At 72.3% G+C, this 14,315-nt stretch carries 11 protein-coding genes; all 11 read right to left on the bottom strand.

Translation table 11 applies throughout. From position 1 onward, the window contains the following. Positions 1 to 3: 3 nt before the first annotated feature. Complete coding sequence (locus tag KUG39_RS03605) at positions 4 to 1,224, bottom strand: glycosyltransferase family 4 protein (protein WP_216913017.1); 1,221 nt, start codon at positions 1,222 to 1,224, stop codon at positions 4 to 6. Further along, positions 1,221 to 2,255, bottom strand: a complete 1,035-nt coding sequence (locus tag KUG39_RS03610; RefSeq protein WP_094585482.1) for a GDP-mannose 4,6-dehydratase — start codon at positions 2,253 to 2,255, stop codon at positions 1,221 to 1,223. The genes KUG39_RS03605 and KUG39_RS03610 overlap by 4 nt, the downstream gene beginning before the upstream one ends. Positions 2,256 to 2,361: 106 nt before the next feature. After that, positions 2,362 to 3,165: a glycosyltransferase family 2 protein gene (locus KUG39_RS03615; RefSeq protein WP_190611088.1), complete on the bottom strand. Its 804-nt coding sequence runs from the start codon at positions 3,163 to 3,165 to the stop codon at positions 2,362 to 2,364. Then, positions 3,162 to 4,619, bottom strand: a complete 1,458-nt coding sequence (locus tag KUG39_RS03620) for a hypothetical protein (RefSeq protein WP_216913031.1) — start codon at positions 4,617 to 4,619, stop codon at positions 3,162 to 3,164. The genes KUG39_RS03615 and KUG39_RS03620 overlap by 4 nt, the downstream gene beginning before the upstream one ends. Then, positions 4,616 to 5,794 (bottom strand): glycosyltransferase, encoded by a 1,179-nt coding sequence (locus KUG39_RS03625; protein ID WP_216913032.1) that lies wholly within the window; start codon positions 5,792 to 5,794, stop codon positions 4,616 to 4,618. The genes KUG39_RS03620 and KUG39_RS03625 overlap by 4 nt, the downstream gene beginning before the upstream one ends. Then, on the bottom strand, positions 5,791 to 7,056 hold the full coding sequence (locus KUG39_RS03630; RefSeq protein ID WP_216913033.1) for a glycosyltransferase family protein: 1,266 nt from the start codon (positions 7,054 to 7,056) through the stop codon (positions 5,791 to 5,793). Before KUG39_RS03630 ends, KUG39_RS03625 begins: the two co-directional genes overlap by 4 nt. 1 nt (position 7,057) lies before the next feature. Continuing rightward, entirely contained in the window at positions 7,058 to 9,121 is a 2,064-nt protein-coding gene (locus KUG39_RS03635) for a glycosyltransferase (protein ID WP_216913034.1), read from the bottom strand. Next, positions 9,118 to 10,053, bottom strand: coding sequence for a glycosyltransferase family 2 protein (locus KUG39_RS03640; RefSeq protein ID WP_216913036.1), 936 nt, complete (start codon positions 10,051 to 10,053; stop codon positions 9,118 to 9,120). Before KUG39_RS03640 ends, KUG39_RS03635 begins: the two co-directional genes overlap by 4 nt. Positions 10,054 to 10,057: 4 nt before the next feature. Next, positions 10,058 to 12,079, bottom strand: a complete 2,022-nt coding sequence (locus KUG39_RS03645; protein ID WP_216913038.1) for a glycosyltransferase family 2 protein — start codon at positions 12,077 to 12,079, stop codon at positions 10,058 to 10,060. After that, positions 12,072 to 13,427, bottom strand: coding sequence for a glycosyltransferase family 4 protein (locus tag KUG39_RS03650; protein ID WP_216913040.1), 1,356 nt, complete (start codon positions 13,425 to 13,427; stop codon positions 12,072 to 12,074). Before KUG39_RS03650 ends, KUG39_RS03645 begins: the two co-directional genes overlap by 8 nt. Continuing rightward, positions 13,424 to 14,308 (bottom strand): glycosyltransferase family 2 protein, encoded by an 885-nt coding sequence (locus tag KUG39_RS03655; RefSeq protein ID WP_216913041.1) that lies wholly within the window; start codon positions 14,306 to 14,308, stop codon positions 13,424 to 13,426. The genes KUG39_RS03650 and KUG39_RS03655 overlap by 4 nt, the downstream gene beginning before the upstream one ends. Positions 14,309 to 14,315: the final 7 nt, after the last annotated feature.

A 14,315-nucleotide genomic window follows, 5' to 3' on the forward strand; every position in this document is an offset into this window, starting at 1 on the left:
GCCCTAGGCCTCCCGCAGGAAGGGGATCCGGCCGGGGGGGGCGATCGCCTCCAGGTGGGCGAGGAAGGTGCGCCGGGCCGCCTGGGGGCTCGCCTGCTCCCGCACCCACGTGAGCGCGCCGGTGGAGAGGCGTTTGCGCCGGTCCCGGTCGGCGCCGATCGCCGCGATCGCCGCCGCCATGGCGGCGGGATCACTGGCCACCAGCTGGCCGGTGCGGTCGTCGATCACGTAGTCCTCCGGGCCGCCGCAGCGGGTGCTGACGACCGGAACGCCGCAGGCCATCGCCTCCAGGGCCGCGATGCACAGCCCTTCCTGGTGGGAGGGGATCACGAACACATCCAGGGTCTGCAGCAGCTCCGCCAGGGCGGCGGGGCCCAGAGAGGGGAGGCAGCGCACCCGCTCGGCCAGTCCCATCGCCACCAGGGGGCCGCGCAGGCGATCGACGTCCTGTTCGCCGGCCAGTACGAGTTCGACGGGGTGGCCGGCGGCGACGAGGCGGGCCACGGCCTCCAGCAGCAGGGTGATGTGCTTGCGGGGATCGCCGTAGCGCCCGGCGAAGCCGACGCGCCAGGGCACCAGCCGTTCGGGGGCGGGACGGAAGACAGCGGGATTGACCGGCATCCGCATCACGCCGTCCATGGGGCGGTGGGCCAGCGCCTCCAGGGCCCTGGCCGTGTAGCCGCTCAACGCCAGGATCCGCCCGCGGGGGGCCCGCAGCACCTGGCGCTCCAGCCGCTGCAGCACCGGTCCGTTGAGCATCCGGTCGAGCAGCCGTCGGGGCCGGGAGAAGCCCCTGACGCGGTCGACGCGATCCTCCTTCCAGGGGGTGGCCACCCAGGCCAGGAAGGGAATCCCCAGGCGGGCGAAGGGGGTGGCGCAGAGGGGATTCCCCGTCACCGAAAGGTGCAGGTCGCAGCCGGCCACCAGCTCCCGCCAGGCCCGCCGCGGCAGGTAGTGGGTGAACTCCAGCTCCGGCAGCCAGGCCCCCAGGCCATGGCCCTCATGGTCGCCGTAGACGCGGCGCTGCATCTGGCCTGGCTTTCGGCCGCTGGGGACCGCATGCAGCGGCACCGACAGACGCGGATGGGTGCTCCAGGGGGCATACCAGGCGAAGACGGGCTCGATGTCGAGGTCCTCGAGCATCCGGGTGACCGCGGTGGTCATGGCGGGCACGCCGCCGTCCACCGGTTCGATGGTGCTGACCAGGGCCCGGGGCCGCCTCATTGCCTGAGCCAGCCGAACAGATCGCGGTTGTCGCGGACCCAGCGGATCAGGTGGCGCACGCCGGCATCGACGCTGATCTCCGGCGTCCAGCCCAGCTGCTCGGCGGCCTTGCTGACGTCACAGATGAACACCGGCTGGTCGCCCGGCCGGGACTGGCCGCTGAGGGGCGAGAGCGTGATGGCCAGCTCCTCCTCCAGGAAGCGCAGCAGATCCCGCAGGCAGAGGGTGTTGACGGGGCCGCCGCCGATGTTGAAGGCCTGGCCGCTGATGCGGTCGCGGCTGTGCCACGCGGCTTCGTAGGCCCGGGCCAGGTCGCGCACATCGAGCACGTCCCGGGTCTGCCAGCCGTCGCCGTAGAGGGTGATCGGCCGCTCCAGCAGGGCGGCGATGCTGAACCAGGCCACCCAGCCCTGGTCCTCGATGCCGAACTGGCGGGTGCCGTAGATGCAGGACTGGCGGAAGGCGCAGGTGTGCAGGTCGTAGATGCGGGCGTAGTCGATCGTGTACTGGTCGGCGACCCCCTTGGAGCAGCCGTAGGGGGAGTGGAAATCCAGGGGCTGGGTTTCCGGCACGCCGGAGGGGAGATCGCGGAAGCGATAGCCGTGGGGGGTCATCTCCACCGGCACCGATTCCATGCCGCCGTAGACCTTGTTGGTGGAGGCATAGAGCACGAAACTCTCGGGCGAATGGAGCCGCACGGCCTCCATCACGTTGAACGTGCCCAGGGCGTTGATCTCGAAATCCTCCCGGGGGTTGGTGTAGGAGGTGGTCACCGCCACCTGGGCCGCCAGGTGCAGCAACATGGAGGGCCGGACGGCGGCCACCACCTCGGCGAGGGCGTCCGCCTGGCGGATGTCGACCCGGTGGAAGGCGATGGCGGGATGCTGATCGAGCAGCCAGCGAAGGTTGTCCTCGGTGCCCCGGCGGGAGAGGTTGTCGAGGATCGCCACCTCCCACCCCAGGGAAGCGAAGTGCTGGGCGGCGTTGACGCCGATGAAACCGGCGCCGCCGGTGATCAGGATCGAGGGCATCGAGAAGAGCGAGACGGGGGAATCGACGGGTGACTCGAAGCGGGCAGACCGGCGGTCAGGGCGGACCTTAGGGCAACCTCCAGATCCTGCAGGGTCCTGTGGGCATTCAAGGGGGAGTCGAGAGGCTGCAGCGGCCCTCCAGGAGCATCAGATGGAGCAGCAGTTCGGCATACATGCGCTGCTGGGCGTAGGCCCAGCCGCGCCAGCCCTCCAGCACCCCCCCCTTCCAGACCAGGCAGAACAGCAGGGCCGCGAAGGGGGCCAGGGGGGTGTGCTTCCGCAGCCGATCCGCCACCGACAGCTGGCGCCAGGGGGTGGTCCGCAGCTTGGCCGCCTCGATCGCCAGGTAGGAGCCCTGGGAGGCCAGCCAGCGCTGCAGGGGCTTGCGGTCGTCGTGGAAGATCGGCTGCCGCAGCCGTCCAACGGGTCCCGACAGGACGATCCGGTGGCCGTGGCCGTCGTTGCGGTAGCGGCCCAGGCCACGGCGATAGAGGCTGGTGCGCGGGGGCAGCATGCCGCTGCGCAGGGGCCGGCCGCCGATGCAGTAGCGGAACGGGATGGCATAGCCGGCCATCGCGGTGGCGGCCGGATCCCTGATCACCGCCTGGATTTCGGCGGCCAGCGGCGGCGGGATCAGGTAGTCCGCATCCAGGCTCAGCACCCAGGGGGAGCTGATCTGGTCGAGGCCGAAGTTGCACTGATCGGCGAAGCTGTCGAACGGCCGGTGCAGCACCCGGACGGACCCATGGCCGGCGAGGATCGTGAGGGTCGCGTCGCTGCTGCCGCTGTCGATCACCAGGATGGAATCCAGCCAGCCCAGATGGTCGAGGGTGCGGCCGATGTTGGCCTCTTCGTTGTGGGTGAGGATCAGGGCGGTGAGGAGCGCGGCAGGGGGCTCGGACAGACTCATGCCTGGGGCTGGGAGTGCTGCTCCAGGAAGATCTGCCGCTGGCGCTGCTGCTCCTGCCACAGGGCCCATTGCTCCTGCTGCTGGGACACCAGGGTGGGGATGGCCAGGAAGGAACCCAGGCAAAGGCTCATCAGGATGAGCACGAAGGGGTCGCCGTAGAGCTGGGCCGCCGAGAAGAACGCCGGCACGTTGGCCAGGGCGAAGGACATCAGCCCCATCAGCAGGGCGGAGGTGGACTGGGGCAGCTGCTTCAGCAGACGGAAGTTGCGCAGCAGCACCAGGGCCAGCAGCACGAAGATCACCCCGAGCACCACGATGCCCGGGATGCCGAGTTCGAGGATGAGGCGGCCGCCGCCCCCTTCGGAGACGAAGCCCACGCTCTGGATGGCATCGCGGGCGGCATTCCTGATCAGGCCGCCGGTGCTGGCCCCGGCACCCACCCCCATGCCGATGCCGTCGGAGATCTCGATGGCCCTCAGGGTGGCGCCGATGCCCTGGGAATCGAAGCGCTCGACCAGGTCCTGCTGGATGGTCAGGGAGCGGTTGGTGTACTCGCCGAAGTTCTCGCCGAGATTCTCCGAGAGGATGAAGGCATAGAGGGGATAGGCGATCCCGGCAACCCCGAGCACACTGGTGATGACCCGCTCCTTGGAGGCGGGGCTGGCCCGGCGGCTGAAGAGCAGCAGATAGATGGCCACGAAGGCCAGGATCAGCACCTGGGCCTTGCGTCGGCCGGTGAGGATCGTCAGGAAGGCGAAGCCCGCGGCCAGCAGCAGCAGCCCGAACTGGTTGGTGGATTTCTGGCTGGCGATGCCCATCGACGCGGCGATGCAGGCCGCCGCCGACAGCTGCCAGGAGGCGATCTCACTGGTGCGCCAGAAGCCGGAGGCCCCCTGGGCGGAGAAGCCGTGGCGGAACGTGATCAGCAGGCCCTCACCCACCTCCTGGAGGGTGGGATGGTCGACCCCCTGGAAGCTGAGATAGACGGTGAAGGCCATCACCGTCGACCCGATCAGGTAGAGCGTCAGCAGGCGCTTGAGGAACGGCAGGGAGCAGCCCACCTGGAAGCCCACCCAGAGACCGAAGGCCGGGGCCAGGAAGAAGGCGGCCCCGATGGCGGTGAGGCGGATGTCGGAGAAGCGGGCGAAGCTGTTGAGGCTCTGCAGGGCGATCAGGGTGAAGTAGACGGTCACCCAGGCGTCGAACTGCGGCACGGTCCAGAACATCGCCCGCAGATTGAAGCGACCGGCCCGCTCGAGCAGCACCACGCCGCACAGGGCAAAGCCGATCAGCACGAGGCCGACCATCCAGCCGGGCTGGTCCGGGGTGATCTTGCGCAGGGGATCCTGCACGAAGCCGATCAGCAGGGTGACCATCAGGCCGGCCCGCCAGTCGCCGTCGAGCAGCACGGCGGCCAGGGCGCCGAAGAGCACGATCAGCAGCAGGATGGTCATCGGCCGGCGGAAGAGGTCAGCACCTGGCGGTAAGCGTCACGCAGCTGAAGGGCGATCGTGCTCCAGGAAAATTCCATCTGAGCCAGGTTAAGGGCGGACGCCCGCATTGACAGGGACGGCCGCACCAGGGCGGTGGCCAGGGCCTGGGCGAGGGCTTCGGGGTCGCTGCCGCAGACCAGGCCGGCACCGCAGCGGTCCACATCGGCGGCCACGGCCACCTCCGGGGACAGGATCACCGGGGTGCCGGCGGCCAGGGCCTCCACGGCGGCGATGCCGAAGTTCTCCGCCGCCGACGGCAGCACGTACCAGTCAGCCGCCTGCAGCGCCCGCCACTTGGCCTCCCCCTCCACGAACCCCAGCCAGCGGCAGCGGGTTTCGAGGCCCAGCCGACGGCTGCGCTCCTGCAGGCCGGCGACGTACCGCGGCTCGCCGTCGCCGGCGATGGCCAGCTCCCACGGGGCGTCGGGCTGGCGCCGCTGCAGCAGGGCCAGGGCGTCCAGCAGGTTCTCCAGCCGCTTCTTGGGGTGCAGCCGCGACAGGAACAGGAACCGGACCGGTGCGGCGCCGTCCCGGCCGGCCGCCGCCGCGGCCCCTGGTTCGGGGCCACGCACCCCCAGGGGCAGCACCAGGGTGGGGGGAGCCAGGCCGAGGGCGGCGGCCTCATCCCGTTCGGCGCCGGTGGTGAAGTGCAGGGCGGCCGCCCGCTGCAGGTTGCGGTGTTCGATCAGGCGCAGCATCAGACGTTTGCGGCCGCGGCTCTGGGCCAGGCTCCACGGGCTCAGCTGGCCGATGCTGCGCAGGATGTAGGGAACGCCGGCCCAGCGGGCCTGGGCCATGGCACTGGTGGACGGGTAGGAGAACAGGGCATGGACGTGGAGCAGGTCGTAGTCCTTCAGGTGGCGGGCCAGCCAGAGGCTGAGACCGGGACTGACGGCGAACTCCCGCAGGGCGGCCACCGGCGGACTCCAGCGGGGAAAGGCCAGCACCGGCACCCCCTGGTGGTGCTGCCAGCGGCCGGTGACCAGATCGGGGTGCAGCCCGGGGCCATGGTCGTTGGTGGTGAGGATGGCGGCGTCCACCTCCCGGAGCCGCAGGGCCGCCACCATCTCGATCACGGCCCGGCTGGGGCCGCCCCGCAGCGGGCTGATCGAGGGGATGACATGCAGAACCTTCATGGCGCCGGCCGAGCCGCCAGGAAGCCGTCGAAGGCCGCCCCCCAGGCCGCGGCCACCGCCGGGGCGGCATAGGCGGCGATGGCCTCACGGTTGTGGCGATGGCGCTCCCGGAACCAGCCGACCCGGCGCCGCAGCTCCACCAGGGCGTCGAGGATGGCCGCGCTGCTCTCGATGTCGCAGTAGATCCCCTTCTCCAGGTCCTCGACGATCCCCTGCAGCGGGTTGCCCGCCGGTCCGGCCACCAGCACCGGCGTGGCGTGGGGCAGGTATTCGAAGAACTTGGAGGGCAGGTTGTCGTTGTGGCGGGGGCCGATCAGCACCAGCAGGCCATCGGCCGCCTCCGCCAGCTGGTGGGAGCGCTCGTTGCTCACCGCGGCATGGACCTGCACGATCTGGCGCAGGCGGGGGTCGCTGCGGATGGCCGCGCGCGCCGCTTCGTAGAGATAGCCGTAGAGCTGGATCTGGAGCCCACCTTGCTCCTCGGGCCGCCAGCGCCGCGCCGCCTCGAGCAGCGGCTCGATCGGCCGCCAGGGCCCCAGGTTGCCGGGGTGGAACAGCGTCAGGGTCGCGGGGTCTGGAGGGGCAGCCGGCGGAGCTTCGCCGGGTTCGAAGCAGTCGGGGAGGAACCGGGCCGGCGTGGCGCCCAGCAGCCCCTGCTCCCGGTAGCGCTCCAGGGTGAGGGGTGAGGCGAACACGGCCCCCGCGGCGGCGGCCAGCACGGCCCGCTGGCGCTCGGGGTGGGCCGGATGGAAGTGGCCCTTCTCCCGGTGGCCGAAGGGATCGTCGTAGATGGCGATGAAGGGTCTGCCGAGCCGCCCGGCCACCTCGAGAGCCACCTCGAGCACACGGAAATCCGGGCAGATGCCGGCCACCACATCGCAGGGGAGGCGCGCCGCCGTCTCCAGGGCGGTGGCCCTGAGGCCCTCGAGGGCATGGGTCTGGGGGTCGTGGTGACCCAGCCGCTCCAGCCACCGGTGGATCAGCTGGCGCAGGCCGAACCAGAGGCGGAGCGGGGTGCCGGGCCGGCGCCGGTTCCTGCGGATGGCGCAGCGCTGGGAGCGGGACACCCGCCGGCTGTAGTGGCAGAAGCGCTCCTGGCCGGGGAAGGGCTCCGGGGTGACGGCATCGAGTCGGGGGTCGGGGCCGACGACGTGGAACTCCCAGCCGGCCGCCGGCAGATGGGGCAGGAGCTTGGCGTAGCGGCGGGCCTGGACGCCGCCGCCCCCGGGCGGCTGGAGGGAGAGGATCAGGGCCCTGGGCATCTCAGGGGCGCTCCAGCAGGGCCAGCCCCGCCAAGATCCCGTCGGCGGCCGTCTCCACACTGAAGTGGCTGTTGACGAGCTCCCGCGCCGTCTCCCCCATCCGGGCGGCGGCGGCCGGATCGGCCGCCATCCGCCCCATGGCCGCGGCCAGGGCCGCCGGCTGGCCGACGGGGCTCACCAGGCCCGTGCGGCCCTCGAAGACCAGATCCTCGGCACAGCCCACCTGGTCGCTCACGATCGCCGGCAGCCCGCAGGCCATGGCCTCGTTCACCACCAGCCCCCAGGTCTCGCCGTGGTCGGAGGGCAGCACCAGGGCGTCGGCCACCGCATAGGCCGAGGGCATCCCCGACTGGTTCAGGAAGCCGGCGAAGCTCACCGGCAGGGCGTGCCGGCTGGCCAGGTCCCTGCAGGCCTCCTCCAGGGGGCCGGTGCCCACGATCAACAGATGCACCGGATGGGACAGGGGCTCCATCACCAGTTGCCGCAGCGCTTCGAGCAGGTCGAGCGGACGTTTCTTGGGCTGGAGCTTGCCGGCGAACAGAAAACAGAAGGTCTCCCTGGGGATGGCCCAGTCCTGGCGCAGCTCATCCCGGCGGGGGCGCAGGGCTGCGGCCCGCTCGCCGAAGTAGCCGTTGTCGATGAAGTGGGGCGAGGGCACCAGCCGGCTCTGGGGCACACCGAACTGGCGGTACCAGCGGGCATTGGCCGTGCCCACGGGAAGGCCCACCGACACCCCGCGGAACAGGATCCAGTAGGTGAGGTTCAGGGGCCAGGGCCTGGGACGGAAGGCATTGGAGTCCATCCGCAGCAGCACCGGCAGGCCCTGCAGCCGGGCGGCGATGAACAGCTGCACCATGCCCAGGAAGTGCCAGCCGGTCAGCAGCAGGGCATCGGGTCGCTGCCGGGCCGGGCCGAAGCCCAGTTCCCCCAGGGGCCGGGTCAGCCAGACGCCCCGGTAGCCGGAGGTGATCCCGCGTCCCCGGCCACTGGCGGCGCGGTGCCAGGGGTAGCCCTCCAGCAGCGGCACGTCCCACTCGAAGGAGACGCCGAACCCCAGGCCCTGGGTGCGGGCGTCCGGAAGGGTGAGGTAGAGCACGTCCGTGGCCACGCCGGGGTCGGCGGCGAGGGCCTGGAACAGGGGCGTCTGGTACTGCACCGGGTGGCTGCCGGCGATCAGCAGCCGCCGCCGGCGGCTGGGCAGCAGGGCCGGCCCCTTGCGCTGCAGGCGCAGGGCCCAGAGCAGGCCGCGCCCTTCGGCGATGAGGGTGGGGGGGATCCACCAGGGATGGCGCAGGTGGTGGCGGCTGCGCACCGACCCCAGCCAACCGCCCAGGCAGGCCCCCAGGGCCGCCGGCAGGGGCTGGGTGCGCAGCTGGAAGTAGTAGCGCCCCACGGCATGGTCGGGCTTGACGGTGGTGAGGTGCTTGCCGTAGCTGCGGGTGCCGCCCCGCTCGGCCCGGAGGTGGTGGATCAGGGCACCTGGCACGTACTGGATCGGATGGCCGGCCTGGCGCCAGCGGAAGGCGAATTCAGCCTCGAAGCGGTAGGCCACCCGCACGAAGTTCTGGTCGAATCCCCCCAGTTCCAGGGCCAGCTGGCGGGGGATGGCCACGTTGCCCCCCATGAATTCCTCCACGGAGCGGGGCCGCAGGCTGTTGAACAGGAACGGCCCCTCCTCCGGGTCGCTCTCGCCCCGGTGCCAGGGCTGCAGCACCCGCCCGGCCAGCATGGCGTCGGGGTCAGCGGCACCGGCCCGTTCGTGGGCGTTGAGCAGCTCCGGGTCCGGCAGGATGTCGTCGTCGAGGAACAGCACCCGATCGCCGCGGGCCTCCTGCAGGGCCACGTTCATGGCGCCGGTGATCGAGGGAGTCGGCAAGCGCAGCCACTTGATCCGTCCCTCCGCCTGCCAGGCGCCCAGCCGCGCTTCGCTGTCCGGGTCGTGGCGGGGCGTCTGGTCGACGACGAGCAGCTCGAACGGAGGTGGATCCAGCGCCAGCAGGGCGGCGACGCTGTCGATCAGCACCTGATCGCGGCCGAAGGTGGGAATCGCGACGCTGAGGGTCATGGCAAGGCGGCCAGCTTGAGCCTGGCCTTGAGGTGCCAGGGGTTGAGGGCCAGGGCCTGGCGCAGGTACTGACGGGCCAGGTCCGGGCGCTCGCGGCTGAGGCAGGCGCCGATGAAGTAGGCCCCATCGGCCTGCCGGCGTGGTTGGGCCCGCAGGCCCCGGCAGCGTTCGCTCAGGGCCTCGGCCTCCTCCAGGACGGGCGCCTCCGGCTGCCCGCTGCGGCGGGCCCGGGTGGCCGCCACGATCAGGGCATGGAAGGCCTCCTGCTCCCGGCGCCGGGAGCCGCTGATCGAGCCGGGGGAGAGGGTGGCCTCGTAGAGCACCTCCGGCACCACCAGGTGACCGCCGAGCTCCACCATGCGGCTCCAGAGATCGATGTCCTGGGCGAAATAGAACATCGGCCGATAGCCTCCGGCACGCTCATAGGCGCTGCGCCGCATCATCACCGAGCCGTGGATGGCCGGCCCGGTCAGCCCATCGGCCAGCTCCCCGGGATCCGGCGCGTTCACGCGGACCGTGGCCCCTTCCGGCACCACCAGCCGCACATGGGTGGAGCAGAGGCTGGCTTCCGGGTTCTGCTCGAGGCAGCGCACCTGCCGCAGCAGCCGGCCCGGCAGGGAGATGTCACCGGCGTCCTGGCGGGCGATGAAGACCCCGCAGGCCACCTGGCAGCCCTCGATCAGGGAGCGGGTCAGGCCGCGGCCCGGCCGCTCCAGCACCCGCAGCCGCGGGTCGGCGGCGGCCCGCGCCGCCAGCAGGGCGCCGGTGTCGTCGCTGGAGCCGTCGTTGACGACCACCACCTCCAGGCTCACCCCCGCCTGGCCGGTGAGCGAATCGAGGGTCGCGGCGAGGCTGGCCCCGCCGTTGCGAACCCCCATCACCACCGACACCAGCGGGGCCGTGCCGGATTCGTGCTCCACAGGCTCCTGCATCACCTCAGGTCATGTTCCCCCCTGGGCGGGGTCCTGGCCGCAGCCGTGTCCGGACTCCCATGCTCAGCCGGGCCGCCCGGCCCCAGCCCAGGGCCGTGGCCAGCAACCCGTAGAGCAGGAATTCCAGCTGCCGTCGCGGCCGGCGGGCTCCGTGGCGCCGGGCCAGCTGGAACAGTCGGCGGGAGGCGTGCTCGGCGCCGGCGGCGCCGCACTGGCGGCTGAGCAGGAAGGCGGAGCGGCAGAAGCGGGCCATCTCGGGGCCGTCGGGGTCGACGCCGGCGGCCAGGGCGCTGCGCAGCAGCGATTCCTGGGCCCGGGCCCGGTCCGCCAGCTTGCGGGGGTCGAGGTGGCCCCGGTCGCTGAGGTGGTCGTCGCCCATGTGGATCCGCCGCACCGACACCTCGCCCGGCACCCACACCAGGGGCGTTCCGGTCGCACCGGCCCGGCCGTCGTACTCCCAGTCCTCCTCGTTGATCCAGGGCTGCCAGGGGCCGATGCGGTCGAGCAGGTCGCGCTGGTAGAGGGGACAGCTGGTGGTCCACCAGCGCTCCAGCAGCAGCCGGGGGAACAGCCGCTCCAGGTGCTGGCCGGTGGCCCGCATCGGGCCGCGCCGTTCGACGGGCCGCCGGGAATGGTCCTCCTCCAGGCTGGGGCCGTAGGCGATCCCGGCCCCAGGAGAGCGCTGCAGGGCCCCCACCTGGGCGCTGAACTTGCCGGGCAGCAGCAGGTCGTCGCTGTCGAGGTACTGGACGAATTCACCGCGGCTGTGGTCCAGGCCCCGCTGGCGGGCGGCGCCGGGCCCGCCGTTGGGCTGGTGGATCACCCGGATGAGGTCCGGATGGGCGGCGGCCAGGCCATCGGCCACCGCGGCAGTGTCGTCGCTGGAGCCGTCGTCGACGATGACGACCTCGATCGGCCGGTGGTCCTGCTCGAGCACGCTGGCCACCGCTTCGCGCAGCAGGACGGCGCGGTTGTGCACCGGGATGATCGTGCTGACCAGGCCGCTCACCGGGGAGGGCCGCAGGGCGGCGATGCGCTCGAGGGCGGGGCGCCGCATCACGGCCCGGGCCCGCTCCAGGTTGGGGTTGTCCCGCTGGTGCTTGAGGGGCTGGCCGCGGTGCCAGAGGTGCACGATCGGCTCGTAGCCCCAGATCCAGGTGGGCCGGGTGAGGCAGCGGTCCCAGAACTCGTTGTCCTCGCCCCCCCAGCCGACGAAGCCCTCATCCATGCCGCCGATGGCGGCATAGGCCTCGGCGGTGATCGCCATCGAGCCGCCGGCCTCCAGGTTCTGCACGATCGCCTCCGCCGGCCTGGCGTCATAGGCGCCCGAGCCGGCCAGCACCGCCGCGCTGTGGGCCTCGTCGAGGTAGAAGACGAACCGCTTCGGGTTCACCACCGCGTAGCCGCGGGCGATCCGCTCCAGCAGGCGGCGGGCGTAGCCGGTGGGCACGAGCATGTCGTTGTCGTGCAGGAGCAGCACCGGGGCCCGGGCCTCGCGGGCGCCGAGGTTGAAGGTGTGGGAGCGGTTGTAGGGGGCGGCCGGGTCCGGCAGGGGCCCATGGACGTGGCGCACCCAGGGCGGAAGTCGGTCGGCGATGCGGGGCTCGCTGTCCTGCTCGATCACCAGGCATTCGAGCCGCACGTCCTCCTGGGCGGCGAGGGATTCGAGGGTGGCCAGCAGCAGGGGCAGCCGCTCGCTGCCCCGGTGGCCGATCAGCACGCTCAGCTCCGGCGGCCCATCGGCCCAGCCGGGGCTGGTGCGGCGCCGGATCGGCGCCGCCGCCAGGCAGCGGCGCAGCAGGCGTCGGCCCAGCTCCGGCTGGATGGCCGGCGCATGCAGGCGGGAGGTGTAGCGCCACAGGCAGGCCTGCCCCCCTCCGTCGGGGGCGGCCTCCAGCCGCTCGCGGCGGTTGGCGATCCGGAGCTGGGCCGGTGCCGGGCGGCGCAGCAGTCCCTCGTAGCGGAGCCGGTCCATCAGCCACACCCCCAGCCGCTCCCGCCGGGTGGGCCGCGCCGCTTCAGCCATGGGACGCACCGGGGTCGTCGAGGCGGGCCGCTTCCGTCAGCAGATCCTCCAGCAGGTCCTCGGCCGCCACCGCCCCGCCTGCGGCACTGCCGGCGCCTGCGCCGCCCGAATGGGGCCATTCGCTGCCGGCGCTGCCGTGGCGGAAGCGGAGCCCCAGCAGCCGGCGCAGCCCCTCGCCCCGCCTGCGGCCCAGCCAGCGGTCCAGCCGTCCGGCGGGGGCCGGCGCCGGCTCGGAGGGGGCGTCCGGCAGGGGGGCCAGTTCCATCACCTGGTCGAGGGCGTGCCGCCACGCGGCCAGCGAGGCCGCCCCGCTGTAGCGCCCCGCCACCAGGGCGTGACCGGACCTGGACAGCCGCTCCAGCAGGTGCGGATCCCGCAGCCGCGCCAGTTCGCCGGCCGCGGCGTCCGTATCCCCGCAGGGGAACAGCAGGGCCGTGGCGTCGTGCACCAGGGCCCCCTCCAGGCCCGCTCCCACGTAGCGGCTGCTCACCACCGCCATGCCACTGGCCATGGCCTGCCAGGCCACGATCGGGCCCGTCTCCCAGGAGGAGGTGATCACCAGGGCATGGTGATGGCCGTAGATCTCCGCCGCCAGCCGGCCCTGGTCGACATGGCCGAGCATCCGCACGCGGCCGCGTGCGATCCAGGGGGCCAGGGAGGCCTCCAGGGCCGGACGCTCCCTGCCGTCACCGGCGATGCTGAGCTGGACGTCGATGCCCCTGGCCTGCAGCGCCTCCAGCAACGGCGGCAGATCGTGGACCCGCTTCTGGGGCTGCTCCAGCCGCCCCACCCAGGCCAGCCGCAGGGTAGTGGCCGGATCGCCGCCGGGGAGCTGCCAGGCCGGCACCGGCACGCCGTAGGGGGCGTAGAGCACCCGGGTCGGATCCATCCCGCTCCGCCCGCTCGCCAGCCGGCAGGCCAGGCGGTTGGTGGCGATCACCGCGTCGATGCCGGCGCCGTGAACGCGCAGGTCGCTGAAGTAGTCCGCCTGCAGCGCATGCAGGGTCATCACCACCCGTCCGTGGAACCGGCCCTGGCGCCGGGCCCGCTGGGCCGCGGGATAGAGGTCGACCAGGTTGACGCCGAGCACGAGCTCCGGGTTGAGCCGTCCGAGCAGGGTGGCGATGGCGTGGATCCGGCCTTCGGCGCTGCCGCTGGGGTTGGCGATCGGCTCGGCCGCCAGGGCCGGATAGGCCCGGGCGTAGGGGCCATGGCGGTGATGGTCCCCGTCGGGCACCGCCACGGTCACCTCCAGCCCTTCCTCCCGCAGGCCCGGCACCAGGTTCGCCAGCCAGTCCTGGACACCGCCGAGCAGGTAGGCGGAGGGGGCGAGCACCAGCACCCTCATGGCGTCCGATCCAGGTGCACGATCCCAGGCCCGCCCGCGTTCAGGGGTGGCACGGACAGGTGCGGCAGGGGGGCGACGGGCCGCACGTGGTGGCCGAGCTGGCGGATGTAGGTCCCCTCCGGCTCCGGGCAGCGTTCCCACTTGCGGACGAACACCTCCTGGTTGGCGGAGGTGTACTTGCCCCAGACGCGCTCCGACTGGCCGTCGAAGGAGGTGGTGGCGGGCTGGTCGTTCGCATGGTGCAGATAGGGACAGGCCACACCCCCGATCCGCACCCCCGCCAGCGAAGCCCGGGCGGTGTAGTCCATGTCCTCGAAGCCGATGCCGCTGAAGCTCTGGTCGAAGGCGCCGATCTTCTCCCAGCAGCGGCGGGCGATGGCGAAGTGGGACCAGGTGTTGTTCAGCAGGCTGAGGTCCACCGACTCCCAGTCCATCGCTTCGGCCCAGCGTCGCAGGTAGGGGTCGATGCGCAGATCGTCGTTGAGCACCAGGGTGGTGGCGGTGGGGCTGGCCTGGAGCAGCTCGTTCCACATCTGGCAGAGCCCCACCACCCGCTCATGCAGCAGGAAGCGGCGATGGGGCGGCTCGCCGTCGGCCAGCTCGCGGCACAGCCGCTCCAGGTAGCGGCTCTGGCTGGCCCCATCACCGTGGCCGTTGACGACCACCAGGATCGGCACCTCGGGAAAGCTGCGCCGCAGGGAGCGGTAGAGGGGACGGAAGTAGGTCTCGTAGCGGGCCTCGAAGGTGGTGATTGCGAAGCTGAAGCGGTCGGCGAGGGGCCGCCGCGGCGGCAGCAGGACCCTCGGGATGCGGCGGCGGCTGCCGTGGACCACGGCGCGGGCGGCGAGGTAGAGGCGCAGGTTGAGGGAGGAGCGGTTCATGGCGGCG

This window comes from Synechococcus sp. CCAP 1479/10 (genome assembly GCF_019038515.1).
Lineage (GTDB): Bacteria > Cyanobacteriota > Cyanobacteriia > PCC-6307 > Cyanobiaceae > Cyanobium.